The organism is Bartonella sp. AR 15-3, assembly GCF_002022445.1.
In the GTDB taxonomy this organism is placed as follows: domain Bacteria; phylum Pseudomonadota; class Alphaproteobacteria; order Rhizobiales; family Rhizobiaceae; genus Bartonella.
Map to the genome: position 1 here is coordinate 481,634 of NZ_MUYE01000001.1, position 25,466 is coordinate 507,099.

Here is a 25,466-nt window from a genome sequence, read left to right on the forward strand (position 1 = left end):
AAAGAAAACAATAAGAAAATCCTATCTAAGATTTGATAAAGAACGTATACATTTTAGGTCACAATGTAGTTGATTTATTGAACAGATATTAGAATGCAAGGATATTATTCAATTAATGATTTAACGCGAGAATTTTCAATAACTGCTCGGACTCTGCGTTATTATGAAGAAGAAGGACTACTTATGCCTGTTCGGCATGGGTATAAGCGGTTGTATACACAAATGGACCGTTATAAATTGAAACAAATATTACAGGCTAGAAGGGTTAATTTTTCCTTATCTGAGATATCTAATATATTCGCAATAGATAGAAAACCACCTGATAATGAAAAAAAACTTAAAGCATTAATTGCAGATATCAATAAAAAACGTATCGATTTGCAGCAGATGCGGCGTGATATTGATAATTTGTTGCATGATTTAGAATGTATTGAAGAGACTTTTTTTGAGAGTTTAGCTGAATTAGGAGTTAATCGTTAATTTGCAGTTTTATAAATTTGACTAAAATTTTAGTAGAAGCCTATCTTAAATTTAAGGTGTTTGTTTTAGTGATTACACTGATATAAAAAGAAATCACGTGTAAAATTAAAACACTAAATATCGAGAATTGAATTGAGAAGCACTAAACTCAAATTGAGCTGAGTAATTTTAATTATCATACTTTATGATAGGATTTTACGCAAAATAATGTAAATAATAAGCGCTCAAGAGATAGCATATTTCGTTTATGTTTGGTATAATATATTTTGCCTTGTGCTTTATTTTTATTCAATATTCTATGTTTTTATAATTTTTTTCTACACAAGCATATTTTTCGTAGTTAATAATTTCAGTTGTTACATAAAATAAGATTTCTAGAAATATATATCATTGGTTTTATTGATAATTTTAAACTACTGTAGTCTTAATGAGTGCTTCGTGATGTTATGATAAGAACATGTTACGCGCTTTGGTGCTATAATAATAAAAGTTATTTTATACTTTATTGGATATTTATATGCATTATGATATCTGCGTTGCTATTCGCCCATTGATATTTTTTGTTAAAGTTTGGCGAGTTTTTCTCTTTTATAAAGAAAAGGCAATTGAAGCATGCATTAAAGTATAGTTTCTGAAAATGATTTTTAAAATATGGATCTGTTGATTGTATCATGTTTTTATATAATTTAGTTGGTGAGAGAAAGCTATAACAGGTCAGAAAAAAGAGATAAGATTAGCAGGTAAAGTATGTGCTTGACAAGCTTGCCTTATTCAGTGATTGGAGATATTAAATTAGGAATGTAAGAGTTTTTCATTTTGTTTCATTAAGTAAAAAAGAAGAACGGTATTTAAATTATCTTCATATAAGAGAAAGTAAGAACAATGAAGGATTCTATTGTTGATGTTTTTCAATCCGTTTTATCACGAAAATCAATTCGAGCTTTCATTAATCAACCTGTTAAGCAAGAAGTAATCGAGCAAATATTAAAATTTGCGGCACGGGCTCCATCTGGAACAAACCTTCAACCTTGGAAAGTGATTGTTTTGACAGGGGAAGCATTGCAGAAAGTCGGAGAGGAACTTTCACAACTCGTATTATTGGGCGTAAAAGGGGAGCGTGAATATCAATATTATCCACGCCAATGGCGTGAGCCTTATCTTTCTCGACGTAGAAAAATTGGTTTGGATCTTTATAAAAGTCTTGGAATTCAAAAAGATGAGCAGGAAAAGATAATTCACCAACAAGCACGGAATTTTTCATTTTTTGGTGCGCCTGTTGGACTTTTATTTATGATGGATCAAGACATGGAGATTGGCAGTTGGCTCGATTTGGGTATGTTTATGCAAACCATTATGTTAGTTGCACGTGGCTTTGGATTAGATACGTGTCCCCAAGCTGCGTTTGCTGATTATCATAAGCAATTATGTGCACTTTTGTCAGTACCTTCCGAACAGCGTCTTATTTGTGGTATGGCTCTTGGTTATCGTGATTCAGATGCTCCAGAGAATAATTTCGAGACTGAGCGTGAACCGATCAAAAATTTTGTGCGTTTTGTTCAGTCGTGTTAAGTAGGCATTGTTTATTTATTTTAATATAGAATAAAGCATGATACAAAATGTTTTATGAGACTTCTCATTTTACATTTTATTTTAATATTGCTTATTAATGCTTATTTTACTATATTTCATATAGTAAAAGGTGGGGTTGTTTTGGGTTATTATTTATTCCTTAAGGATTAGATATGAAAAACGCTGTAGAAAAGGATTGTTGGACGGTAGCAAGGCGTGCGACCTTCATGTTTGTGGTTGTTATTTTTTTTGTTTATTTTACAATTTAGTTTTAATGAAAAACGTGTACTCAAGATCCGCGTTTGATTTTGAGGTGAGCGGTGTTTTTATCTGTCTTTGAAATTTTTAAGATTGGCATTGGTCCTTCGAGTTCCCATACAATGGGTCCAATGTTAGCTGCTAATATATTTTTGCAAGAGATTATTACAAGAAATCTCTCTCAGCTATCTCATCTTAAGATTTCTCATATTCGGGTTTATCTTCATGGTTCATTAGCTTTTACTGGAATAGGTCATGCTACCGATAGAGCTATTGTATTAGGGCTTTTAGGGAAAAAAGCCTCTACTGTTGATCCTGATTGTATGGAATTGCTTTTTGAACAAGTTAAACGTGAAAAAAAAGTGTGGCCAGGAGGCCATCCTGTTTATCGCTTTGATTTAGAAAGTGATCTCATTTTTGAGAGAAAAAAGATTTTACCTGGGCATGCTAATGGTCTTGCATTTGAAGGGCTTAATGCCGAAGGAAATGTTCTTTTAAGGCAGGTTTATTATTCTATTGGTGGTGGTTTTGTTGTAACAGAAGATGAATTAAATCGTGCAGATTATAATACAAAATTAAAAATATCACAGGTGCCGTATCCCTTTGATTCGGCCGATAAAATGTTATCAATGGCAAAAACTTCAGGTTTTTCAATTGCTGAAATGAAACGTATAAATGAAGAAACAAAAATGGAACGTGCTGCCTTTAATATTGCACTTGATGAGATTTTTTATGCTATGATAAATTGTATTAATAGGGGGCTTTTACAAGAAGGCGAATTACCAGGTGGATTACATATCCAAAGGCGAGCTAAAAAACTTCATGATAAGCTATTGGAGGAGCAGAAAAAAAACTGCAATAAACCGCTTTTAGCAAATGATTGGCTATCTGTATATGCTATGGCAGTGAATGAAGAGAATGCTGCTGGTGGTCGTATTGTTACAGCTCCAACAAATGGTGCAGCTGGTGTTGTATCCGCTGTTTTATACTATTATACTCAATTTCATGATGGCGCAGATAGAGAAGGAATACATAATTTTTTGTTAACAGCAGCAGCTATAGGTGGTATAATTAAGCATAATGCTTCTATCTCTGGTGCTGAGGTTGGCTGTCAGGGTGAAGTTGGGGCGGCGTCTGCTATGGCGGCAGCGGGATTGACAGCTGCATTGGGTGGCACGCCAGCGCAGATTGAAAATGCAGCTGAGATTGCTCTTGAGCATCATTTAGGTATGACCTGTGATCCAGTTTCTGGTCTTGTTCAGGTTCCTTGTATTGAGCGTAATGCAATGGGTGCTGTTAAAGCTGTAACAGCTTCTTCTCTTGCTTTACATGGCAATGGAAGCCATTTTGTTTCTCTTGATGCTTGTATTGAAACAATGCGTCAGACAGGACATGATATGAGTGAGCGTTATAAAGAAACAAGTAAGGGTGGTCTTGCGCTGAATGTTTTATCTTGTTAAATTATTTAGCGCGTAGGGTAGACATCAATCTAGTCAAGAAGTTCAATAATATATGTGCTTTACTTAGGCAGGAATGTACTGCGGAAGAAAGTTTTTAAGTTATTTAAAAAAATACTGCATATGGTTGTTAGTCTTTATAGCATTTTCTTTTTTGATAATAAAAAATACAATTAGTTTTAATAGATTAAGGAAATATAATATTTTAAACTTTTCTCTTAAGGATAATATTATTTAAAGCTAGCAATAAAAGGTATTGAGCCATAAATGAGGACTTTTAGCATAATCTTTATAGTTTTTAAGACAATGATTATTCAAATTTTAAAAATCACAGATATTAATATTATTTATAAAATATTTTTCTGAAATTTGGTTATAGTTATTTATTTGTTGCTCCTAAGCGGAGTTTAACAGGTACACTGCCAGTTTTACTTGCGACACGTAAGTGGATGTGTACAGAAGGCATTGCTAAACGACGATTTCGAGTCGTTTGACAAATGAAAAGGCTGACAAGAGAATGAGTATTCAATGTAGTTGAGTTATGTTTTGAATTAGCTAGTTTCGTTGCAGCTTCATGAAGGGATCGTAATGAAAGAAGAGAGGGTTGTTTTAAAAGCTTTTCTTTTTTTGATGGGGTAGTAGCATTATGTGTCATAGCACTATCCTTAACGTAGAATTCAAAATTTTTAATAAGCTACAGTATAGCAGTTAAAATTTGCTTTCCTTAAAGCAGTACAGGTATTAAGTGCAGCTTTTTTTGATGGAAAGCCAATAAATCGAGCGCGATAATAATGACGTCCATCTTTTTTAAAGGGTTGCATATGTGGAGATGCATGTTGTAGAGTAGAATGAGCGGCGTTCGTTGCTTTTGCAAGCATAAGCTTAGCTTGCTTTTCACTAGGAAGGGAGCCTATTTGCACAGCCCATCCGCTGTTGCTAGATAAAGAAGCAGAAATAACTTTATTTATTTTGACAGTTTTAGTTTTGTGAGGATTAGGAATTGGTATAATAACTTGATTTACAGCGGCTACAGCTGTATTAGGATCGTTAGACTGTTCTGCAAGTGCTGTTAAAAGGCTAGAAATTTCATCGTCAGAATTAATTAAATTATCCTTTATAATAGGTATAGGTGTTGCAGATACAGTGGGTAATTTATAGTGGACAGTAGCTACTAAATTTTTATTAGTTTCTATACGACTTGTTTTTGGTAAGTACTGCTTCAATAAGTTAGCCATATGAATGTTACGTGTGGTAGATGACTTTCCTCCCATAACGACAGCAACAATAGAACGTCCATCGATACGCATTGATGTAGCTAAATTAGAACCTGACATTTGCGTATAGCCTGTTTTAATTCCGTCAACACCTTTTATTGTTTTGATTAGTGTATTGTGGTTATTAATTGTCTGTCCACGAAATGTAAAATGTGTTGTTTTAAATAACTTGTATTGTTCCGGAAAATGTTTGCGTAAGGCTAATGCTAAAGTAGCTATGTCTTGTGCTGTAGAATAATTACGTGTATCGGGGAGGCCTGAAGCATTGGCAAAACGAGTATTTTTCATGCCAAGTTTGCGCGCTTTTATAGTCATCATTTGAGCAAATTTTTGTTCACTTCCACCAAGATATTCTCCAATAGCAGCAGCTACATCATTTGCTGATTTTGTAATAAGGGCTTTAGTAGCAGCTTCTATAGAAATTGTTTGTCCTGCCTTAATACCAATTTTTGTTGGTGGACGTGTTGCTGCATAATTAGAAATAGGAATGGGTGTATTTGGTGTTACACGACCGTTTTTTATAGCCTCAAAGATCATGTATACCGTCATCATTTTTGTTAAAGAAGCAGGATAACGCTTCAAAGCTGCATTAGCTTGAAATAATGTTTTTCCTGTATTTGCATCTATAACAATAGCTGCATATTTATCGGGATGAGCCTCTTTAGGAGTGGCTACTGCCCAAGAGTGAGAAATGACTAAAAGGGTAAGGGAAATTCCTACTTTTTTATAACAATGTACAATTTTTCGCCAGTTGATATACACTTAAATAACATCCTATTTATGCTAAGAAATTTTTATTAATATTTTCATTTTAGTTTATTTTATATAAATTTAAACGAATGATATTACTAATTTATTTATAAGCATCATTTTATGAGTTTTTATGCTCACTTTAATCTAAGTATAAAGAATTTAGCCGCTAAGGAAGGCTTTTATTCTATGTGCAATCACATTACAATAGCTGTTTGAAATTCATAAAAAATAGAGGAGTATGCTAAATAATAAGATTATAATGATATAAAAATAAAACACCAATTTTATATCTTATACCATATACATGAAGAAAAAGGTAAAAAATTAAGGAAGCAATAAACAAACTTTCACAATTAAATATCATATTATTCAATAAATTTAAAGATCTAAATTATATCATATTTGTTTTTTATAAATATCATTGATTAAAATTTATACAGTTGTATTGTTAGATGAGCTTGAGAAAGCTTACCCAAAGTTATTTAATATTTTGTTGGAGATAGTACATTATAGTTAGTTGATAGGCTAGAATAGTAAGGAAATTTGATTGTTGTATATTTAAATCATGATAATTATGCTAATAGCTCAAATATAATACAATAAGCTATTGAATTTGTTAGAATATATTGCATAATTATCAGTTAGATTATGCAAAAATCTATTTTTCAGCTTAAGGCACAATTGGATGAATCGAAAAGCCAATTTTAAAATAACTGATTTTATATTTATAATAGCTGATGAAATTTTATTTGGTAAACTATGAAATGGTAATACAATTAGTATAATTATCCCCAAATTAGATAAAGGAGAAGGGAAGTTGCTGTTAAAGCTTCACCTTCTAGTATGTGTGTTTTTTAAAATAGGAAAAGTTGATAGCATTTCATTTATTTCTATCAAAAACGTATCAGAAGAACTTCTATAATTTAGGGATGTGTTAAAAGAGCTGCTCGGATTTTTTTTGCATTTTCTTCAAGTATTTGTGTGGGAGTTATTGTATCAGTATGGGCATTGAGCTCTACTCCTGCCATACGAGGTATAATGTGGAAATGAAGATGAAAAACTGTTTGTTTACTAGCTGCTTCGTTAAATTGCATAACTGTTACTCCATCTGCTTCAAAGGCTTTTTTTACTGCCTTGGTAATTTTTTGAACGGCTTTAATAACTGGAAATAATATTTTAGGATCTGCATCCAATAAATTTCTACAGCTTTTTTTAGGAATAACTAGTGTATGACCTTGCGCTTGAGGCATGATATCCATAAATGCAATAACATCTTTATTTTCATAAACTCTAATAGAGGGAATTTCATTACGAATTAATCGAGCAAAAATATTATTATTATCATAAACTTGTTGCATGAAGCATTTCCTTTTATAGCATTTTTAATCCAGAAGAGCATTAGTTACAATGTTTAGATCTTAAAACAAAAGAAGGAATGTGAAAATTTGATAGAATATGAATTATTTTTTTTGTTTTTGTTGAAGATATTAGATTTCTGTAATAGCTTCAACTTCTACTGGGAGATTCATAGGAAGAACAGCAACCCCAATAGCAGAGCGAGCATGTTTTTCAGCCTCACCAAGGATGTTTACAAATAAATCAGAAGCTCCATTAGCAACAAGAGAGATATCAGTAAAGTTGGAATCTGCTGCGATAAAAACATTGATTTTAATTACTTTTTTTATTTTATTAAAATTACCAAGGACTGTTTTTATTTGTGCAAAGATATTGATAGCACACACTTGTGCTGATTTTTGAGCTTGTTCAATGTTGACAGTTACACCAACTTTTCCAATCGCTACTGGTTTTCCATTAGCAAGTAGTAGCCAACCAGAGATAAAAAGCTGATTGCCATTTTGTGATACTGTTATATAATTTGCAACAGGTTGTATGCTTCAGGAATGATAATATTGAATTCTTTTAAACGCTTTTCGATTGATTCGGTCATATTTTAGCTCCATAATATATAATAAATTGTTGCGTAATTTTTATTTAATGAAAATGCTGTCGTTAATTAAGGTATAAGCTTTCTTTGTTTTCCATTATCTGATGGGGATGAGATGAGGTTGGAAGTTAAAAATGCTTAAGTTTTTTTTTATAATAGGTTTTTATATTATTTATTTATGTTCTGTAAGAGCTGAAGAATCTGTTTTTTTGGTTCCTCATCGGGCAGTTTATGATTTTCAGTTAGATAATGCTTCTCGGGAAATGACAGCTGTAGGAATATTTGGGCGCATGGTTCATGAGATCACGGGTTCTGCATGTGAGGGGTATACAATACGTGCTAGTTTTATTGTTCGCGTTTATACGGAAGGTATGCCAATCCGCTTAATGAATCAGGAGATAAAAGCTTATGAAGCAGGTGATGGCAGCATATTCTCCTTTGACATAAAAAAGACAATGGAACAAAATATTGAAAAGAGCATCGAAGGAGTTGCTGAGCGTACTCAAGATGAAACTTTAGTTAAAGTAAAGAAACCAAAAGAAAATGTTTATAAGCTTGCGAAAGCTGATTTTCCAATTACAAGTCTAAAAAATATTATTCGACAAGCAAAGGCTGGTCATCGTTTTTATCATGCAACTCTATTCGATGGAGATAATGGAGGCGATAAAGTGATAAAAACAAGTGTTGTTATTGGGGAAAAGAAAAAATCAATATCTAATTCTGAGATAAAGGAATTGAAAAAATTAAATGAGAGTAGCTATTGGCATGTCACAATTTCTCATTTTGATGATACAAAAAATAAGGATGGTTTACCAATTTATCGTGAGAGCTTCCATTTGTATGAAAATGGTGTGATGCGTGATTTGTTTATAGATTATGGAGATTTTTCAATACGTTCAAAATTGAAGAGTCTTCAATTTTTCGATAAGAAAAATAATCTGGATAACTGCAAACATTGAATAATGTACAGAAAATAACTTGAAAAAAAAATCAAATGTTATATGGTGATATCATTCCACACGCGGATTTTTGGGTGTTGATAGAGTAATTCTAGCAAATGTCCACCGGTAGTAAGCTTGCTTACTTTTACCGCGGAGGTCAAACCGGAAAGGATAAAATTATGCCATTACCAGATTTTACTATGCGCCAGCTTTTAGAAGCAGGTGTGCATTTTGGTCATCAGACGCATCGCTGGAATCCAAAGATGGCTCCTTATATTTATGGTGAGCGTAATAATATTCATATTATTGATCTCTCTCAGACTGTTCCACTTTTACATCAAGCGCTTAAGGTTGTCTCAGATACGGTTGCGTGTGGAGGGCGTGTTTTATTTGTTGGTACTAAACGGCAGGCATCTGATATTATTTCTGATGCAGCTAATCGTTCCGCGCAATACTATGTTAATGCACGTTGGCTTGGTGGTATGCTAACAAATTGGAAAACAATTTCTAATTCGATACATCGTTTACGGAAGCTGGATAAAACTCTTTCTTCTGAGATCCAAGGTTTTACTAAAAAAGAACGTTTAAATCTTGAACGTGATCGTGAAAGACTTAATCGTGCCCTTGGTGGTATTAAAGATATGGGATCTGTTCCAGATCTTATGTTTATTATTGATACGAATAAAGAGAATATTGCTATCCAAGAAGCGAAGCGTTTAGGTATTCCAGTTGTTGCTGTTATTGATACTAACTGCAATCCAGATAATATTGATTATCCAATTCCAGGTAATGATGATGCTTCGCGTGCAGTTGCTTTTTATTGTGATCTTATTGCGCGTGCTGCTCTTGATGGTATCGCTCGTCAGCAAAGTACAATGGGAGTTGATTTAGGAGCTCAAGTTGATGCGCCCATAGAGCCTGCTTTAGATGTGCCTGTAGAACCGGTTTTAAAAGATTCAGTTGCTATTACTGAAGAATAATTTGAAAACTTCTGTTAAAGCGCTTGTTTTGTATAGTAAAGGTTTTGAATGTGCACGGGATTTTTCTATACGTGCTTTCATTGTTATAAAATTAAAGAGGAAAATATGGGTATTACCGCTGCACAAGTGAAAGAACTTCGAGAATTATCAGGTGCTGGTATGATGGACTGTAAAGCAGCTTTAGCAGAAAGCAATGGTGATATGAAGGCTGCAGTTGATTGGCTTCGTAAAAAAGGGATAGCTAAAGCAGACAAAAAGGCTGGCCGTACGGCAGCTGAGGGATTGATTGGTGTTGTATCAAAAGGTTTTAGTGCTGTTTTAGTTGAAGTTAATTCTGAAACAGATTTTGTTGCTCGTAACGATGCATTTCAAGAAATAGTTCGCAATGTGGCAATTGCTGCTTTAGATACGAGGGGGATGCTGAGTCTGTTTCTGCCTCTGTTTATCCAGGTTCTAAAGAGACTGTAGAGACAGTTATTAAGGATGCCATTGGTACAATTGGCGAGAATATGACATTTCGTCGTTCAGCTAAATTATCTGTTACCGATGGTGTTGTTGCTTCCTATATGCATAATGCTGTTGCTGATGGCCTTGGTAAACTTGGTGTTTTAGTTGCTATTGAGACTTCTGGGAATAAAGAAGCTGCTGATGCCTTTGGTCGTCAGGTTGCTATGCATATTGCTGCAACTAAGCCGTTAGCAGTAACGGCGCAGGATATTGATGCTAGTGCTATTGAGCGCGAAAAATCGATTTTTTTAGATCAAGCACGCCAATCTGGAAAGCCTGAAAATATCATTGAAAAAATGGTGGAAGGACGCATGCGCAAATTTTATGAAGAAGTTGTTTTGCTTTCTCAAGCTTTTGTTATGAATCCTGATATTACTGTTGAGGCTGCTTTGAAAAACGCAGAGAAATCGATTGGTGCACCAGTGAAAATCACGGGTTTTATCCGTTTTGCTTTGGGTGAAGGTGTAGAGAAAGAAGAGTCTGATTTTGCTGCAGAAGTTGCAGCTGTAGCAAAGAGCTAGTTATTTTTTTGAATTATTTGATAATAAATTTCAAATTATAGCACAGTAATATTAATATAAATTGTAATTATTCCAAGGGTGTTGCGTGACAAGGTGATGCCCTTAGTGTATCGAAGACAAAAAGTACAAATGCTTTTTGGGAGATTATCAATGACATTAGCTCTTCGATATAAACGTGTCCTATTGAAAGTGTCTGGTGAAGCACTGATGGGAGGACAAAGCTTTGGCATTGATGTTTCAGTTGTAGATCGTATTGCTACTGATATCGCTGAAGCGCGAGCAATGGGTGTAGAGGTTGCTATTGTAATAGGTGGAGGTAATATTTTTCGTGGGGTTGCTGTTGCTTCACGTGGTGGGGATCGTGTAACTGGTGATCATATGGGAATGCTTGCAACTGCTATTAATTCTTTGGCATTACGGACATCATTGACCAAATTAAGGATTGAATCAGTTGTATTATCGGCGATTGCTATGCCGCAAATTTGCGAAAGTTTTTCGCAGCGCAAAGCGATAAGCTATATGAATCAAGGAAAAGTTGTTATTTTTGCTGGTGGTACAGGTAATCCATTTTTTACCACTGATTCTGCAGCTACTTTACGTGCAGCAGAAATAGGTGCGGATGTGTTATTGAAGGGAACACAAGTAGACGGCATTTACTCTGCAGATCCTAAAGTAGACCCTATGGCTAAGCGTTTTGATCAATTAACGCATATTGAGATTTTGCAATGGGGGTTATCTGTCATGGATACAACAGCTGTGACTTTAGCACGTGAAAATAATGTACCCATTATTGTATATTCTATTCATGAAAAGGGTGGTTTAGCTAAGGTATTGAATGGAGAGGGACAATTTACGATAGTATCAGAATAAAAGTGATTTTCAGGATATAATGAAGGGAAACATAAATATGGATATAACACTAATTATGGATGATCTGAAACGTCGCATGGAGGGTGCTATTTCATCTTTTAAACATGAGTTAGGTAGTTTGCGCACTGGGCGAGCATCAGCTAGTTTATTAGAACATTTGACGGTTGAGGCATATGGTTCTGTTGTCCCAATAAATCAAGTTGCTAATATTTCTGTTCCAGAATCACGGATGCTATCAGTTTCTGTATGGGATAAAACGATGATTGGGGCTGTTGAGCGTGCTATTCGTGATTCTGGTCTTGGTTTAAATCCTATTACTGATGGCATGAATTTGCGTATTCCTTTACCTGAATTAAATGAAGAACGCCGAAAAGAATTGGTAAAAATTGCGTATCAATATACCGAGCAAGCCCGTATTGCTGCTCGCCATGTTCGTCGTGATGGTATGGACAACTTAAAGAAGTTAGAAAAGGAAGGAGAAATTGGACAAGATGAAGCGCGTAGTTTGTCTGAGAAAGTTCAAAAGCTTACGGATGAAACCATCGCTGAGATTGATAAAATTTTGCTTTTGAAAGAAACTGAAATTATGCAAATTTAAATTTTCTATCATTAGATAAGGATATCATATTCTTATTATCTGCCATTTGTTTTAGATAAGAAAAGGTGAAAAGATATTATCTCGCATAATCTTTCAACTCTTGGGTAAATTATTTATGATTGTAATAATAAAATATCTTAATATGAATAGAATATAAATCTCAAGCTTAATTATTTGTATCAGTAATAAAAAGAAGTTTTTTAATTTTTACATTGAGTAACATATTTAAACTGTATTTTATTTCAATTTTAATAGATAAAATTTTGAAGCAATTATTAAAAGATGATTGATTTTGTAGGTGCTATTTTTTATCGAGGTTTTATTATAATTATTAGTAAATCTTAGAAAAGTGTGAGTATAAAATGTTGCGTAGCAAATTTTAGATATTATTTCTTCATTTGATTCTTTTTTTATCGTTTGGAGGTTGTTTTGTCTAATCTTATGTCTCGCATTCTGACAGCCATTGTTTTGGGCGCTATTACTTTGTATCTAACGTGGTATGGCGAGACTTTATTTTCTTTGTTTACGTGGGGAATAGGTGTTTTTATTCTTTATGAATGGATTCATATCACTGAAAAGAAGTGGAGCTTCTTACAAAAAATATTAGCTAGTGTTTTTTATTTTCTTTTTGGTTTCTTATTGATTGGCGGTGCACCTGCTTCATTACTTTTCAGTGTTTTAATGATTTTAGCAGTATTGTTAGCTTTTCCATCTATTGGAAATGCTGGTTGGACTTTTGGAGGATTTATATACGCGTCTTTTCCAGTAGGGGCTTTGTCTTTTTTACGAGATTTTAGCACATTGGGTTTTTGGAGAGTGATTTTTTTATTTACAGTAGTATGGAGCACAGATATTGCTGCGTATTTCGGTGGTCGTGCATTTGGGGGGCCTAAGTTAGCACCAAGATTTTCTCCTAATAAAACATGGTCAGGGGCAATTGTCGGAACACTTGCTGGACTTTCTAGTGGCATAATGATTGTGATTTATGTTTTTGGTATCGGTGCAGTGGATTATTTGATATTCTCTCTTGCTTTAGTGTTATCCATTATTTCACAAATAGGTGATTTAGGGCAATCATGGTTTAAAAGGCGATTCTCTGTTAAAGATTCTGGTTTTTTATTACCTGGACATGGAGGGTTTATGGACCGTATGGATGGGTTGATTGCTGCTACTTGCCTTTTTTATATAATTGGCTCATTTATATTTCATATGAATATACCGTCAATCTTTTTTATATGATTTTATTGGAAAATGATACTTTGGAGTTTTTAAGACATATACTTAATGTAAGTGATCTCTTTTTAAGAGGCTTAAATGTTGTTTTCACCATTTTAATTATTGTTTTTGTACATGAGATGGGACATTATCTTATGGGCAGATGGTGTGGTATTCAGGCATCTGTTTTTTCGATTGGATTTGGACCAGAATTGCTGAATTATACAGATAAACGGGGTACACGGTGGCGTTTAGGGCTTTTTTTCTTAGGGGGATATGTAAAATTTATTGAAGATAGTAAAGAAATAATATCATCATCAAAATCATCTTCATTTACACCTGGTTCATTTATGGCTGCTCATGCTTGGAAAAGAGCGATGACGGTTTTTGCAGGATCCTTATTTAATGTTTTATTTACTATTGTTGTTTTAACATTTTTTTTCTTTTTTTATGGCCGTGTAGTTGTTGAACCCGTTGTTGGTTATTTAGAAAAAGATTCTCCTGCTATTCAAGCTGGTTTAATGCCAGGTGATCGTTTTGTTAAAATGGATGGTAAAAAGATTGAAAGTTTTGGAGATTTAGTAGCTTATGTAGCTTTGCGCGGTCGAGATCCTGTAGAATTTAAAATAGATCGTATGGGGCAAATTTTAACTGTAATAATTACACCTAAAGTAATTAAGCGGGATGATGGATTTGGCAATCAGGTTCGGGTCGGTATGATTGGTATAAGAGCTCCTGTTGTTGGTGATAACCCTGAGCATTTAGATCCGGTTTATAAGAAACATATTCACTATAATTGGATAGAATCAATAAAAGAGTCATTAAGGCGTACAATATTGATTATTATCCAAACAATCTCTTTTTTTAGTCGTTTAATCGGTGGGCAAGAAGATCATTGCCAATTAAGTGGTCCTTCTAAAACTGTGCAGATTGCTTGGAAAATTAATGAAACAGGTTTTTCCTCTATGTTGTATTTTACAGCTTTTTTTTCAATTTGTATTGGGCTTATTAATTTTTTTCCTATTCCACCGCTTGATGGTGGACATTTATTGTTTTATATTATTGAAGCTATAGTTGGTAAGCCAGTTCCTGCTAAAATTCAGGAAATTGCTTTTCATATAGGGTTTTTTACTGTCATCGTGTTTACGGTTTTTGCACTATTTAATGATTATTTTTGTGATTTGGCTATTAGCTATGGAAAATATTTTACAAATTGAGGAATAATGAAGATTAAGAGGTTGTTTACTATATTCACAAAATATTGTGGCGTAGTGAGCTATGGGTAGTAATTTAAGTGCTAAATGGTTCCTAATAATAAAGTTGTTGTAGCTTAATTTATTAGGGTATATGTCTAGAAATAAAAGAGTATTAAGGTGAAGAGGCTAATGACTGCGAGTTCAAGATTTTTAAACGCAACATCTGCATTGGTGCTAGCTATAGTTGCAGTTGTTCCAGCAGCAGCTGTTATGTCAATCGCAACTGTTGAGGAAACACAGGCATCAATTGTTCATTCTATTGAAGTTCGTGGTAATAAGTATGTAGGTGCTCAGACTATTAGAGATAATATGAAAATTAAAGCTGGAAGAAATTTTTCTGAAGGTGATATTGATGCTGAAGTAAAGCGCCTTTTTGAGCTAGGATTATTTTATGATATTAAAATAAATCAAGTAGGCAATAAGCTTGTTGTAGCTGTTAAGGAATATGAGACTGTTAATCAGGTACTCTTTCAAGGAAATAAAACATTTAAAGATCCTGATCTTAAGCGTTTCATTACTCTGAAACAAAATGAAGCTTTCAGTTCTGATAAGCTTTCAGCTGATATAAAAGTGATTCGTGAAGCGTATAGGACTGTTGGTCGCAATAATGTTTCTGTTACAGTTCAAACTATTAATTTAGGTGAAGGACGTGTAAATGTGGTTTTCAATATTGTTGAAGGCCAGAGGACAAAAATTGCCGATATTACGTTTCAAGGGAATAAGACATTTGGAGTGCGTCGTTTGCGTGATGTGATTTTAACGAAGCCGTCAGGGATATTCTCATTATTATTGAAGGGAGATGTTTATACAGAAGATCGTCTAGCTGCTGATGAAGAGGCTCTCCGCAGATTTTATTATAGTCGTGGTTATGCTGATTTTCGTGTTGTTTCATCTAAGGCAGTTTATGATGAAAGCAATAATGCCTATAAAATTCATTTCATTCTTGATGAAGGGGCATGCTATAAAATTGGTGATATTCAGATTGAGAGCGATATTGAAGGGGTTGATACTGAGTCTCTAAAAAAGATTATAAAGACCCGTACAGGTGATGTTTATAATGCGGAATATGTTGAGCAGTCTGTAACACTTATTAATAATAAAGTTGCTGACTCTGGATATGCCTTTGCTAAGGTTGATCCAAGGGGAAACCGTAATTTTAAGAATCACACAATTTCAATTGTTTACAACATTGAGCAAGGTCCTCGAGCCTATGTTCAACGAATTGAGATACGTGGTAATGAAAAGACACGTGATTATATTATTCGGCGTGAGCTTGATTTAAATGAAGGTGATGCTTACAATCAAACGTTGGTGCAACGTGCAAAACGTCGATTAGAATCTCTGGGTTTTTTTAAAGCAGTTAATATTTCAATGGTTCCGACGGATCAATCTGATCAGGTTACGTTGGTTATAGATGTAGTAGAAGTTCCAACTGGAGATCTTTCTTTCTCTGGAGGCTATACGACAGGTGGTACAAGTCCAGGTATGTCACTTGAAGTATCTGTTACTGAGCGTAATCTCGGAGGGCGTGGCCAATATGTACGTTTGGGGCTAGGGGCTGGTCAAGAGAAGTCCCGTAATTATAATTTATCGTTTGTTGATCCCCATTTCTTAGGTTATCGTTCATCTGCTGGTCTTGATATTTTTCGCAGTACTTATCGTGCTGATAAAGCATATGATGTACGGCAAACAGGTGGCTCGCTTCGGTTTGGGCTACCAATTAATGATCAATTATCTGCTAATTTAGCTTATTCTTATGTGCAAGAGGAATATGATTTTGGTGCACAATATGATTTAACTGATGATGCAGTTATAAGAGAATTATACCAAAAATATTCTGGTGCAATCGTTCAAGCTGCTAAGCATAGTCCTTGGCATCGTTCATCTATTAGTTATGGTTTAACTTATAATTCTATAGATGATATGAAAAATCCTCATGATGGCATATATGCACGCCTTCTTCAGGAGTATGCAGGGCTTGGTGGAGATGCGCAGTTCCTGAAGACAACTGGTAAAGCGATGATGTACAAAACACTCTCTGATCGAATGGATGTTGTTGGTTTATTTTCTGTTGGTGCGGGTTATATATATGGAATAGGTGATAATGGTCTTCGTATTTTTGATATGTTTAAAAGCAACAATGATATGATTCGAGGTTTTAAGTATAATGGAATAGGGCCTCGCCAGATTTCTGAGCAGGGTGAAGTGTATTTCTTAGGTGGTACAACGTATATGAATGGAATTGCTGAAGTGCAGTTTCCTATACCTATTGTGCCCGATAGTTTAGGATTCCGCGGTGCTGTATTTTTAGATGCTGCAACACTCTATGGCAATAATTATAAGCCTGTTCTGACAAATGAGGCACCAGTTACAAATAGCCATAGTTCATGGCGTACATCTGCGGGGGTTAGTTTAATGTGGGAATCTCCATTTGGCCCGCTTCGTTTTGATTATGCTTGGCCATTAACTAAGCAAGAAGGCGATAATGTGCAAAGTCTGAACTTTGGTATTTCTACCAAGTTTTAATTTGGATTTTCTCCAGGAGGTTAAACTTTAAGGGGAATTACATTAAACTGGGAGAGAAAGTGTTTTGATGGCGGATACATTTTTTTTTACGCCGTCTCGGCGGTTAACGGTTGCTGACCTAGTAAAGTTGACGGGTGCAAAACTTCTTAATCCAGAGTTTTCTAATACAGTTATAAATACTCTTTCTTCTGTTGAGAGTGCTAGGGAGGGTTCTCTTGTCTTTATAGAGAATCAAAAGCTTTCTGATGCTCTATTAGGGAGTTCTGCGGTTGCTGTTTTTTGTACGAGTGATATTGCTTTTAAAGTGCCTGAAACTATTGCGATTTTAGTGACATCTACGCCGCAACGTGATTTTGCTCAAGTGGGACGTGTTTTATTTCCTGCTTCTGTTAGGCCAATACCTTGGTTCGGTCAAAAAGGAATTTCACCACATGCTCATATTCATTCAAGTGCTAAGCTTGGAAATGATGTGTGTGTTGAGGCAGGAGCTGTTATTGCTAAAAATGTTGAAGTTGGTTCAGGTACTCTTATTTCATCAACAGCTGTTATTGGAGAAAATTGTCGTATTGGACGTGATTGCTATATTGCTCCTAAGGTAACGGTTCAATATTCTTTAATAGGTGATAGAGTTTATATTTATCCTGGTGTTTGTATTGGGCAAGATGGTTTTGGTTATGTTAAAAGTGCCGTTGGCGTTGAAAAAATTCCACATCTTGGTCGTGTGATAATTCAAGATGGTGTAGAAATTGGTGCAAACACGACGATTGATCGTGGTACATTTGATGATACAATCATAGGTGAGGGGAGCAAAATTGATAATCTGGTGCAGATTGCTCATAATGTGAAGATTGGTCGTTATTGTCTTATTGCTGCTCAATGCGGAATTGCTGGAAGCACATTTATAGGAGATATGTCTCAGCTCGGGGAAGTGTTGGAATTGCGGATCATATTACAATAGGTGAATGTGTTCAAATTGCTGCTGGTAGTGGTGTTATGAATGATATCCCAGATGGAGAAAAGTGGGGAGGTAGTCCGGCGCGACCATTTAAACAGTGGTTTCGCGAAGTAGCGGCATTACGTAGTATCGGGAAAGTAAAAAGGGAGAAACGGTGATATGACCGATACTGAAGAGACTAAAAGTTTAGGGGCTATAGACATTGATAAATTGCTATCAATATTACCACATCGTTATCCATTTTTATTGATTGATCGTATAATCGAAATTGATGGTGATCACGGAGCTATTGGTATTAAAAATGTAACAATTAATGAACCACATTTTATGGGACACTTTCCTGAAAAACCAGTTATGCCTGGTGTTTTCATTTTAGAAGCTATGGCACAAACAGCAGGAGCGATTTCACTTTTGAGTTTAAATAGTACGGAATTAGGTCTAGTCTATCTTATGACTGTTGATAATGCAAAATTTCGTAAACCGGTTATACCTGGTGATCAACTGAAGATTCATGTCCAACTATTAAAAAAGCGGTCGAATATTAGACGTTTTTTATGTATTGCAAAAGTAGAAGATATTCGCGTTGCTGAAGCAGAAATTTCTGCGATGATTGTTGAATCAAAGTAAATTAGGAATTTTGGAATGTCTGATACAAAAATCCATCCAACTGCTTTTGTAGAAAAAGGAGCACAACTTGGTAAAAATGTATCAATAGGGCCGTTTTGTCATATTGGTCCAAAAGCTGTTATTGATGATGGATGTCATCTAATGAGTCATGTTGTAATAATGGGCGAGACAGTGATAGGTGCAAATAGTAAGATATTTCCTCACGCAGTTTTGGGTGGAGATCCACAGAATAATAAACATAAAGGGGGGCATACAACTCTTTTTATTGGTAAAAACTGTATGATTCGTGAAGGCGTTACGATGCATAGAGGTTCGGATACAAGCTTAGGAACAACAGTTGTTGGCGATAATTGTCAATTCTTTTCTTATGCTCACGTTGCACATGATTGTTGTGTAGGGAATCATGTGACATTTGCAAATAATGCAATGATTGGCGGCCATGTTACGGTTGGTGATTATGTTATTATTGGTGGTGGTGCTGCTGTTCATCAGTTTGTTCGTATTGGACATCATGCATTTATTGGTGGTGTATCTGCATTGGTTGGAGATTTGATTCCTTATGGAACAGCTGTCGGTGTACAAGCAAAACTTGCCGGACTAAATATTATTGGTATGAAGCGTGCTGGTCTTGCACGTAAAGAGATTCATGCTTTACGTCATGCAGTTTTTATGCTTTTTGATCGTAATAAACCGTTTAAAGAACGTGTTAATGATGTTTTTTCTTCTTATTCTACTTCGCAATCTGTAATTGATGTAATTAATTTTATTCAAGAAAAAGGAAAACGTTTTTATTGTACGCCTAGATTTGAAGATAATATAATAAATTCAAATAAGGACTAAAAGTGCCTTTTTCTAATGTTAGAAATTGTCTTGCCGGTAGAACTGCCATCATTGCTGGAAGTGGTGTTTTACCTAGAGTAGTTGCTCAGGAACTTGAAAAACGCGGACAAAATCCTTTTCTTGTTCTTTTGCGTGGTGAAGCCGATGTAGCACTTTATAGTTATGAATATTGTGAACTATCAATTGTAGAATTAGCACGATTATTTAAAATTTTAAAAGCAACTGAAATTCGCAATGTTATTTTGGCAGGTGGTGTGAAAAAGCGTCCATCTCTTTTGCAATTGCGAGCCGATTGGGCAACTTTATCGGCTTTATCAAAGTTGTTTAAGGCATTGAGAAGTGGAGATGATACATTATTAAGAAGCTTTATACGTATTCTGGAGGATCGTGGTTTTTGTGTTATTGGTGCCCATGAAATTGTACCAGATTTGCTCGCTCCAATAGAATTTGATTTAACAGTGCAACGTGCTACTCCCAAGCAGAATGCTGATATTCTTTTAGCGGTTGAAGCAGCAAGGATGTTAGGTCGATTAGATATTGGACAAGCAGCTGTAGCTATTGATGGACGAGTGGTTGCAGTAGAAGATGCAGAAGGAACTGATAATATGTTAAAGCGAGTCCAGGAAATGCGGGAAAAGCAGCAAATTGTGCCGCAAGGTGGTGTGCTTGTGAAATGTGTAAAACCACAACAAGATTATCGGGTGGATTTGCCATCAATTGGACCTACAACAGTAATTAATGCTGCCAAAAGTGGATTGTCTGGCATTGCAGTGGAAGCAAAGAAAAGTTTGATATTATCTTTAGAAAAAACGATAGAAGAAGCCAACAAACGTTCTTTGTTTATAGAAACATTTAGGACAACGGACAATGAATAATAGTTCTTTAAAAATTGCTGTTATTGCAGGTGAAGAATCTGGTGATTTACTTGGGGCAGACTTAATTTCTTCTTTATCTAAACAGACAAGATGCGATATTCATTTGATTGGTGTTGGAGGCAGACATTTAGAAGCATTAGGTCTGAAAAGCTTTTTTAACTTTAATGATATTGCTTTAATAGGTTTAGGAGCAGTGTTAAAGAAACTGCCATTACTATTGATGCATATTCGTAATTTATCTAAGTTCATTGCACAGGAACAACCTGATTGTTTAATTATTATTGACAGTCCTGATTTTACTCATCGTGTTGCAAAAAGAGTACGCATTTTAACGCCTTCTATTCCTATCATTCAATATGTCGCTCCAACTGTTTGGGCATGGCGGCCAGAACGTGCTAAAATTATGCATAAATTTATTGATCATGTATTGGCAATTTTTCCTTTTGAAGAAAAGATTATAAAAGATTTGAATGGGCCAGCTACAACTTATGTTGGGCATCGCCTTTTAACCTACTCACCGCTTTTAGCTGTTCAAGCGAAAAAAAAACGTTTACGTAATGAACAAATATTACAACCTACAGTTGTTGTTTTACCAGGATCACGGAATTCAGAGATACGCAATTTGATGCCTATTTTTGGACAAGTAATAGAAATTGCTAAGCAACGCATTCCTCATTTACGTATTATTTTACCAACTTTACCAGAGTTAATAAATGAGATTCGTATTTTAGCTCAAGACTGGAAAAATGAGGTTGAGATTGTTGTTGGTGAAGATGCAAAATGGTCTGCTTTTGCAGAAGCTGATGTTGCACTTGCGGCGTTAGGAACAGTTTCACTTGAATTAGCACTGGCAAGAATTCCAATGGTTCTTTGCTATAAACTTGATTGCTTTTCTAAATTATTTTTTTTTTCAAAAGTATTACTATGGAGCTCTGCTCTTCCAAATATTATTGCTGATAAGCCTGTTGTTTCGGAATATTTTAATGAATTTTTGCGACCTGGTATGTTAGCAAGGCAGATAGAACAACTTTTAAATAACCACTTATTACGACGTGTACAATTTGATTCTTTTGATATAATAGAGACGAAAATGAAAACAAAAATGCCATCAGGAGACATTGCTGCTCAAACCATTATACGCTTTCTTAAGGAGAAAACAGAACGTTTAAAATTGTTGATACCATAATGTTTATGGTTAGTGTTTGATTTTAGCTAGAAAATCACGAGCACGTTGGCTTTTAGGATTAGTAAAAAATGTGCTTGATGCTGTATCTTCGATAATTCTTCCGTTTTCTAAAAAGAGTATCCTTTCTGAAACTTTGCGAGCGAAACCCATTTCATGGGTAACACAAAGCATTGTTATTCCGGTATTTGCTAGTTGTGCCATAACCTCTAAGACTTCTCCAACGCTTTCTGGATCAAGTGCTGATGTCGGTTCATCAAAAAGCATTATTTGAGGTTCCATACAAAGAGCACGTGCTATAGCTACGCGCTGTTTTTGTCCACCAGATAGTTGTAAAGGATACTTATTACAGTGTTTTTCAACGCCAACTTGTGTAAGATAATGGATTGCTTTTTCTGTTGCTTGTTGTTTGGAAAGTCTTTGAACTGCTATAGGTGCTAAAATACAATTTTGTATAACAGTCATATGGGGAAATAAATTAAAGTTTTGAAAAAGCATTCCTATTGTGCGTAAAATACTTTTTTGCTGTTGTATAGGAGCTTTATTAATATCAACATTGTGAAGTAAGATTGAACCCTCTTGTGCTTGTTCTAGTTGATTAATACAACGAATTAAAGTTGATTTTCCTGATCCTGAAGGGCCACAAATAACAATACGTTCGCCAGTTTCTATATCTAAATTGATGTCGCATAGTACCTGAAAGTTCCCATACCATTTATTTAAGTGGCGGATAGAGATAATTAAGCTTTTTGCGTTATCAAGAGGATGATTATTTTTATTTTCTAGATTCATTTTTTATTCTCTCAATTGATGAATAAATCAATTAATTTAATATTTTGATTGGGTGAAGAGTTTTTATAATTATTTTTATCTATCGTAAATATCGGGTTAGATAGTGTTCAATTAGAATAATAACTCGATGAATAAACTCGACGATAATAAGATAAATAATAGCAGCCCAAACGTAAACTTGAAAATCAAAAGTACGTGAGTAGATTAGTTTAGTTGTGCCCATTAAATCATAGACAGTTACGAGTGAAGCAATAGCACTAGATTTGGTCATTAAAATAAATTCATTTCCTAAGGGGCGTAATGCTGCAACCATTGCTTGTGGAAAAATAATTTTGAAAAATATTGTAAAGCGATCCAGTCCTAAAGCTTTTGATGCTTCTCGTTGTTCTGTTGCTACTGCTAGCAAGCTTCCCCTAAAGATCTCAGCTTGATAGGCAGAAGAATTAAGCGAAAAAATAAAAAGACAGCAATACCAAGCATTTTGAAAAAACCACCATAAGCCAATTTGTTGCCAGAAGCTGCTTAATGATCCAAGTCCATAGTAAAAGAGAAAGAGCTGTGCCAATAAAGGAGAACTGCGAAAAAAGTAGATATAAGCACGTGCCAAATATTGTAAGGGTTTATTGTTAGATACACGTATGAGTGTAATCAATATACCAAGAAGAAGTCCTATTGAACAAGAAATAGAAACAAGTTTCAAAGTAACAATAAAGCCATCGAATAATTTTAAGCTATAACGGCTTAAAAGTACAGGATTAAAAAGAAAATAGGGCCATTCAAGAAACATTAGATCAGTACCTTTTATATCCTACTTGAGCGCATGTTATCTAGATAATGTAAAATTGTGGAAGAAGCTGCTGAAAACAATAGATAGAGTAAGCATGCTACAAGATAAAACAGAATAGGTTCATTAGTTGCTGTCGCAGCTAAATTAGTTTGTCGCATGAGATCAAGAAGTGAAATAGTTGAAACAAGAGATGTATCCTTAAGCAAAGTAAGCCAATTGTTAGAAAGTCCTGGTAAGGCATTGTGGAAAAGTTGAGGAAAAACAATCCGGAAAAACGTTGTCGAGCACGGCAAACCTAAAACTTGAGCTGCTTCATATTGGCTTTTATCAAACATATTAAATGCCGCAAGCCAAACTTCACAAGAAAAAGCTGCAAAAACCGCACTGAATGCAATAATAGCAGCAATAAAAGCATTAATACTAAATATTATGTCAATATTTAAGAAATCAAATATAGCTTGAATAAAGTTTTGTAAGCCATAATAAACAAAAAACAATGTTAAAATTTCTGGTAGCCCGCGAAATACCGATGAAAATAAAGTTGCTGTAACTTTAAGTATCTTGATATTGGACTGAATCATTATTGCATTCATAAGCCCTAAAGGAAGTCCTAAAATTAGGCAGCACAGAGCTAATGATAATGTCATTCCTGCACTTGTAAGTATTACCACACCCCACCCACCATTGCTAAATGATAGCAATGATAAACTGTCAATCATCTCCATTCTCCTAATAAAGGTTTGAGTAGTTATTTGCTGAAAATGTAAATCATTTGCTCAATTTGTAATTAATTTTATGTTTAATAAGTATCACTTGGGAAGTATTTTTTAGTAATTTTATCATATGTTCCATCATCACGAATTGCTTTTATGGCTTTATTGAACTGGCTTTTAAGATCGTCGTTATTTTGGCGAATAGCAATTGCAATAGGAAGTTGAGTTCCTTTAATACTTCCTAAAAAGTGGCAACAATCCTTTCCTTTGTTTTTAAACCAATCTAATATTTGTAATTTATCAAGAATAACAATATCAAGGCGGTTACTTAACAAATCGCGTATTACTTCTTTTGTTGTGGGATAAAATTTAATGTTGACTCCTTTAGATACATAATGGTTTTCCGCGTATATAGCTTGTGTTGTGTTTAATTGTACACCAAGATTTTTTCCTTTAAATGCTTCTGCTGAGATTTCTTTAATTTGTGAATCTTTAAGAACAATTACAGCTAATTCTGTGCTGTAATAAGCATCTGTGAAGTCAATTTTTTTTAGTCGCTCTTGTGTTGGGGATAAGGACGCAATAATAGCATCATATTTTTGAGCAAGAAGACCGAGAATAATTCCATCAAAATCTTGAATAGTGATGACGCATTCAATTTTCATTTTTTCGCAAAGTGCATGAGTTATATCAATATCAAAACCATGAAGTTTATTATTTGAGTCAATATAACTGAATGGAGGATAGGAACCTTCAGTTGCAATTTTCAACGTTTTAGCATTAGCTAACTGGGAAAATAGTGTTGCGCTTATTATGAAGGCTACAGCCAATAATTTCATTATCCTCTCCTATGAAATGCACAAAGAGATACTACGCTATTACATATTTTATAATCTGTAAGCTTTATGAAGAGCAATACAAAAATTTATTAGTATTTATTTTTTTATAATCATAACAAGTCTTTATTATGTTAGGAGTGTATAATATACGCACAGGAAAAAATTCACAGTAAGTAAAATATGAATTGTATTTTATTATCTTTATACAAGAATTATTTTAAATTATTCAATTTGTTTTTATTAATGATGTGATAGCTTGATATTTTGAGAATGGCTGAGCACATATTCTATTATGTCATGATAACATGCTTTTAATTCTGTCAGCTTGAATTTAGCAAAAAACATGTAAAAAGCGTAGAAAATACGATAAATAAGTTTGTGAGTGGTGAAACATAGATAAAAAAGCAACGATAGAATAGATTTACTCATTTTTAAATAAGGTAATTAAAACTTTTCATGCCTTGAAGCAGTTTGTATTGCTTTTTTGTTATTGACATGTTGACTTTGCATCTTTTCAAAGACCGCTGGTCTATAGGCGCGCAATTTAAGCCCTTACTAAGTAAGAGTTAGACGTAATATGAAACCTTATTTTAAATCTTAACTTAATATGACGTTTCTATGTTTTGAAAAATAGAAAGATCAATTAAAAATGAGAGTGATAATTTGAAGAAAATACAAAAATAAAGCCCCAATAAATTGAGGCTT

20 protein-coding genes and 4 pseudogenes are annotated in these 25,466 nt (G+C 34.4%); 16 read left to right on the forward strand and 8 right to left on the reverse strand.

Annotation, left to right across the window (positions count from 1 at the left end; genetic code table 11):
• The first annotated feature begins 93 nt into the window (after positions 1-93).
• The 3 genes from BAR153v2_RS02160 to BAR153v2_RS02170 all read left to right on the forward strand — a co-directional run bounded on the left by BAR153v2_RS02160 (position 94) and on the right by BAR153v2_RS02170 (position 3,767).
• Positions 94-480: a MerR family DNA-binding transcriptional regulator gene (locus BAR153v2_RS02160; RefSeq protein ID WP_078680110.1), complete on the forward strand. Its 387-nt coding sequence runs from the start codon at positions 94-96 to the stop codon at positions 478-480.
• Positions 481-1,362: 882 nt separating this feature from the next.
• A complete protein-coding gene (locus tag BAR153v2_RS02165; protein ID WP_078680111.1) occupies positions 1,363-2,049 on the forward strand; it encodes a nitroreductase in 687 nt (228 codons plus the stop codon).
• 320 nt (positions 2,050-2,369) lie between these two features.
• Positions 2,370-3,767: an L-serine ammonia-lyase gene (locus BAR153v2_RS02170; RefSeq protein WP_078680112.1), complete on the forward strand. Its 1,398-nt coding sequence runs from the start codon at positions 2,370-2,372 to the stop codon at positions 3,765-3,767.
• Positions 3,768-4,143: 376 nt separating this feature from the next.
• Here BAR153v2_RS02170 and BAR153v2_RS02175 read toward each other — a convergent pair whose 3' ends face one another.
• The 4 genes and pseudogenes from BAR153v2_RS02175 to BAR153v2_RS02190 all read right to left on the reverse strand — a co-directional run bounded on the left by BAR153v2_RS02175 (position 4,144) and on the right by BAR153v2_RS02190 (position 7,739).
• Positions 4,144-4,419, reverse strand: coding sequence for a hypothetical protein (locus tag BAR153v2_RS02175; RefSeq protein ID WP_078680113.1), 276 nt, complete (start codon positions 4,417-4,419; stop codon positions 4,144-4,146).
• Between the two features lie 31 nt (positions 4,420-4,450).
• Positions 4,451-5,800 carry a D-alanyl-D-alanine carboxypeptidase gene (locus BAR153v2_RS02180; RefSeq protein WP_078680114.1) on the reverse strand — a complete coding sequence of 450 codons (1,350 nt, stop codon included), beginning with the start codon at positions 5,798-5,800 and terminating at the stop codon, positions 4,451-4,453.
• 914 nt (positions 5,801-6,714) lie between these two features.
• On the reverse strand, positions 6,715-7,149 hold the full coding sequence (locus BAR153v2_RS02185) for an HIT family protein (RefSeq protein ID WP_078680115.1): 435 nt from the start codon (positions 7,147-7,149) through the stop codon (positions 6,715-6,717).
• Positions 7,150-7,278: 129 nt separating this feature from the next.
• Positions 7,279-7,739 (reverse strand): annotated as a pseudogene (locus BAR153v2_RS02190) (RidA family protein).
• A 131-nt stretch (positions 7,740-7,870) separates the two neighbouring features.
• Between BAR153v2_RS02190 and BAR153v2_RS02195 the strand changes: the two are divergent.
• The 13 genes and pseudogenes from BAR153v2_RS02195 (at position 7,871) to lpxB (ending at position 21,633) form a co-directional block, all read left to right on the forward strand.
• On the forward strand, positions 7,871-8,695 hold the full coding sequence (locus BAR153v2_RS02195; protein WP_078680116.1) for an EipB family protein: 825 nt from the start codon (positions 7,871-7,873) through the stop codon (positions 8,693-8,695).
• Positions 8,696-8,856: 161 nt separating this feature from the next.
• Positions 8,857-9,657 (forward strand): 30S ribosomal protein S2, encoded by an 801-nt coding sequence (gene rpsB / locus BAR153v2_RS02200; protein ID WP_078680926.1) that lies wholly within the window; start codon positions 8,857-8,859, stop codon positions 9,655-9,657.
• A gap of 105 nt (positions 9,658-9,762) precedes the next feature.
• Positions 9,763-10,685: pseudogene (gene tsf, locus BAR153v2_RS02205) on the forward strand (translation elongation factor Ts).
• 150 nt (positions 10,686-10,835) lie between these two features.
• Positions 10,836-11,555 carry a UMP kinase gene (gene pyrH, locus BAR153v2_RS02210; protein WP_078680117.1) on the forward strand — a complete coding sequence of 240 codons (720 nt, stop codon included), beginning with the start codon at positions 10,836-10,838 and terminating at the stop codon, positions 11,553-11,555.
• A gap of 37 nt (positions 11,556-11,592) precedes the next feature.
• On the forward strand, positions 11,593-12,153 hold the full coding sequence (gene frr, locus BAR153v2_RS02215) for a ribosome recycling factor (protein ID WP_078680118.1): 561 nt from the start codon (positions 11,593-11,595) through the stop codon (positions 12,151-12,153).
• Positions 12,154-12,582: 429 nt separating this feature from the next.
• Positions 12,583-13,392, forward strand: a complete 810-nt coding sequence (locus BAR153v2_RS02220; protein WP_078680119.1) for a phosphatidate cytidylyltransferase — start codon at positions 12,583-12,585, stop codon at positions 13,390-13,392.
• Between the two features lie 20 nt (positions 13,393-13,412).
• Entirely contained in the window at positions 13,413-14,585 is a 1,173-nt protein-coding gene (gene rseP, locus BAR153v2_RS02225; protein ID WP_078680927.1) for an RIP metalloprotease RseP, read from the forward strand.
• Between the two features lie 168 nt (positions 14,586-14,753).
• The gene (gene bamA, locus BAR153v2_RS02230) at positions 14,754-17,150 is read left to right on the forward strand and encodes an outer membrane protein assembly factor BamA (protein WP_078680120.1); all 2,397 of its coding nucleotides are present in this window, start codon (positions 14,754-14,756) and stop codon (positions 17,148-17,150) included.
• Positions 17,151-17,217: 67 nt separating this feature from the next.
• Positions 17,218-18,263, forward strand: a pseudogene (lpxD, locus tag BAR153v2_RS02235) (UDP-3-O-(3-hydroxymyristoyl)glucosamine N-acyltransferase).
• Between the two features lies 1 nt (position 18,264).
• On the forward strand, positions 18,265-18,732 hold the full coding sequence (fabZ, locus tag BAR153v2_RS02240; protein ID WP_078680121.1) for a 3-hydroxyacyl-ACP dehydratase FabZ: 468 nt from the start codon (positions 18,265-18,267) through the stop codon (positions 18,730-18,732).
• Between the two features lie 15 nt (positions 18,733-18,747).
• Positions 18,748-19,572, forward strand: a complete 825-nt coding sequence (gene lpxA, locus BAR153v2_RS02245; RefSeq protein WP_078680122.1) for an acyl-ACP--UDP-N-acetylglucosamine O-acyltransferase — start codon at positions 18,748-18,750, stop codon at positions 19,570-19,572.
• Positions 19,573-19,574: 2 nt separating this feature from the next.
• Positions 19,575-20,447, forward strand: coding sequence for an LpxI family protein (locus BAR153v2_RS02250; protein WP_078680123.1), 873 nt, complete (start codon positions 19,575-19,577; stop codon positions 20,445-20,447).
• Positions 20,440-21,633: a lipid-A-disaccharide synthase gene (gene lpxB / locus BAR153v2_RS02255; RefSeq protein ID WP_078680124.1), complete on the forward strand. Its 1,194-nt coding sequence runs from the start codon at positions 20,440-20,442 to the stop codon at positions 21,631-21,633. The genes BAR153v2_RS02250 and lpxB overlap by 8 nt, the downstream gene beginning before the upstream one ends.
• Positions 21,634-21,642: 9 nt before the next feature.
• Here the strand turns inward: lpxB and BAR153v2_RS02260 are convergent, their stop codons facing one another.
• From BAR153v2_RS02260 to BAR153v2_RS02275, 4 genes and pseudogenes are all read right to left on the reverse strand, one after another.
• The gene (locus BAR153v2_RS02260) at positions 21,643-22,422 is read right to left on the reverse strand and encodes an amino acid ABC transporter ATP-binding protein (RefSeq protein WP_078680125.1); all 780 of its coding nucleotides are present in this window, start codon (positions 22,420-22,422) and stop codon (positions 21,643-21,645) included.
• A 79-nt stretch (positions 22,423-22,501) separates the two neighbouring features.
• On the reverse strand, positions 22,502-23,209 hold the full coding sequence (locus tag BAR153v2_RS02265; protein WP_078680126.1) for an ABC transporter permease: 708 nt from the start codon (positions 23,207-23,209) through the stop codon (positions 22,502-22,504).
• Positions 23,210-23,213: 4 nt separating this feature from the next.
• Positions 23,214-23,928: pseudogene (locus BAR153v2_RS02270) on the reverse strand (ABC transporter permease).
• 80 nt (positions 23,929-24,008) lie between these two features.
• Positions 24,009-24,761, reverse strand: a complete 753-nt coding sequence (locus BAR153v2_RS02275) for a transporter substrate-binding domain-containing protein (protein WP_078680128.1) — start codon at positions 24,759-24,761, stop codon at positions 24,009-24,011.
• Between the last annotated feature and the right edge of the window lie 705 nt (positions 24,762-25,466).

Bases quoted from the DNA above. Each gene is read 5' to 3' on its own strand.
- BAR153v2_RS02160 (WP_078680110.1), top strand. From the start codon at position 94: ATGCAAGGATATTATTCAATTAATGATTTAACGCGAGAATTTTCAATA.
- BAR153v2_RS02165 (WP_078680111.1), top strand. From the start codon at position 1,363: ATGAAGGATTCTATTGTTGATGTTTTTCAATCCGTTTTATCACGAAAA.
- BAR153v2_RS02175 (WP_078680113.1), bottom strand. From the start codon at position 4,419: ATGACACATAATGCTACTACCCCATCAAAAAAAGAAAAGCTTTTAAAA.
- BAR153v2_RS02185 (WP_078680115.1), bottom strand. From the start codon at position 7,149: ATGCAACAAGTTTATGATAATAATAATATTTTTGCTCGATTAATTCGT.
- BAR153v2_RS02195 (WP_078680116.1), top strand. From the start codon at position 7,871: ATGCTTAAGTTTTTTTTTATAATAGGTTTTTATATTATTTATTTATGT.
- rpsB (WP_078680926.1), top strand. From the start codon at position 8,857: ATGCCATTACCAGATTTTACTATGCGCCAGCTTTTAGAAGCAGGTGTG.
- pyrH (WP_078680117.1), top strand. From the start codon at position 10,836: ATGACATTAGCTCTTCGATATAAACGTGTCCTATTGAAAGTGTCTGGT.
- frr (WP_078680118.1), top strand. From the start codon at position 11,593: ATGGATATAACACTAATTATGGATGATCTGAAACGTCGCATGGAGGGT.
- bamA (WP_078680120.1), top strand. From the start codon at position 14,754: ATGACTGCGAGTTCAAGATTTTTAAACGCAACATCTGCATTGGTGCTA.
- fabZ (WP_078680121.1), top strand. From the start codon at position 18,265: ATGACCGATACTGAAGAGACTAAAAGTTTAGGGGCTATAGACATTGAT.
- lpxA (WP_078680122.1), top strand. From the start codon at position 18,748: ATGTCTGATACAAAAATCCATCCAACTGCTTTTGTAGAAAAAGGAGCA.
- lpxB (WP_078680124.1), top strand. From the start codon at position 20,440: ATGAATAATAGTTCTTTAAAAATTGCTGTTATTGCAGGTGAAGAATCT.
- BAR153v2_RS02260 (WP_078680125.1), bottom strand. From the start codon at position 22,422: ATGAATCTAGAAAATAAAAATAATCATCCTCTTGATAACGCAAAAAGC.
- BAR153v2_RS02265 (WP_078680126.1), bottom strand. From the start codon at position 23,209: ATGTTTCTTGAATGGCCCTATTTTCTTTTTAATCCTGTACTTTTAAGC.
- BAR153v2_RS02275 (WP_078680128.1), bottom strand. From the start codon at position 24,761: ATGAAATTATTGGCTGTAGCCTTCATAATAAGCGCAACACTATTTTCC.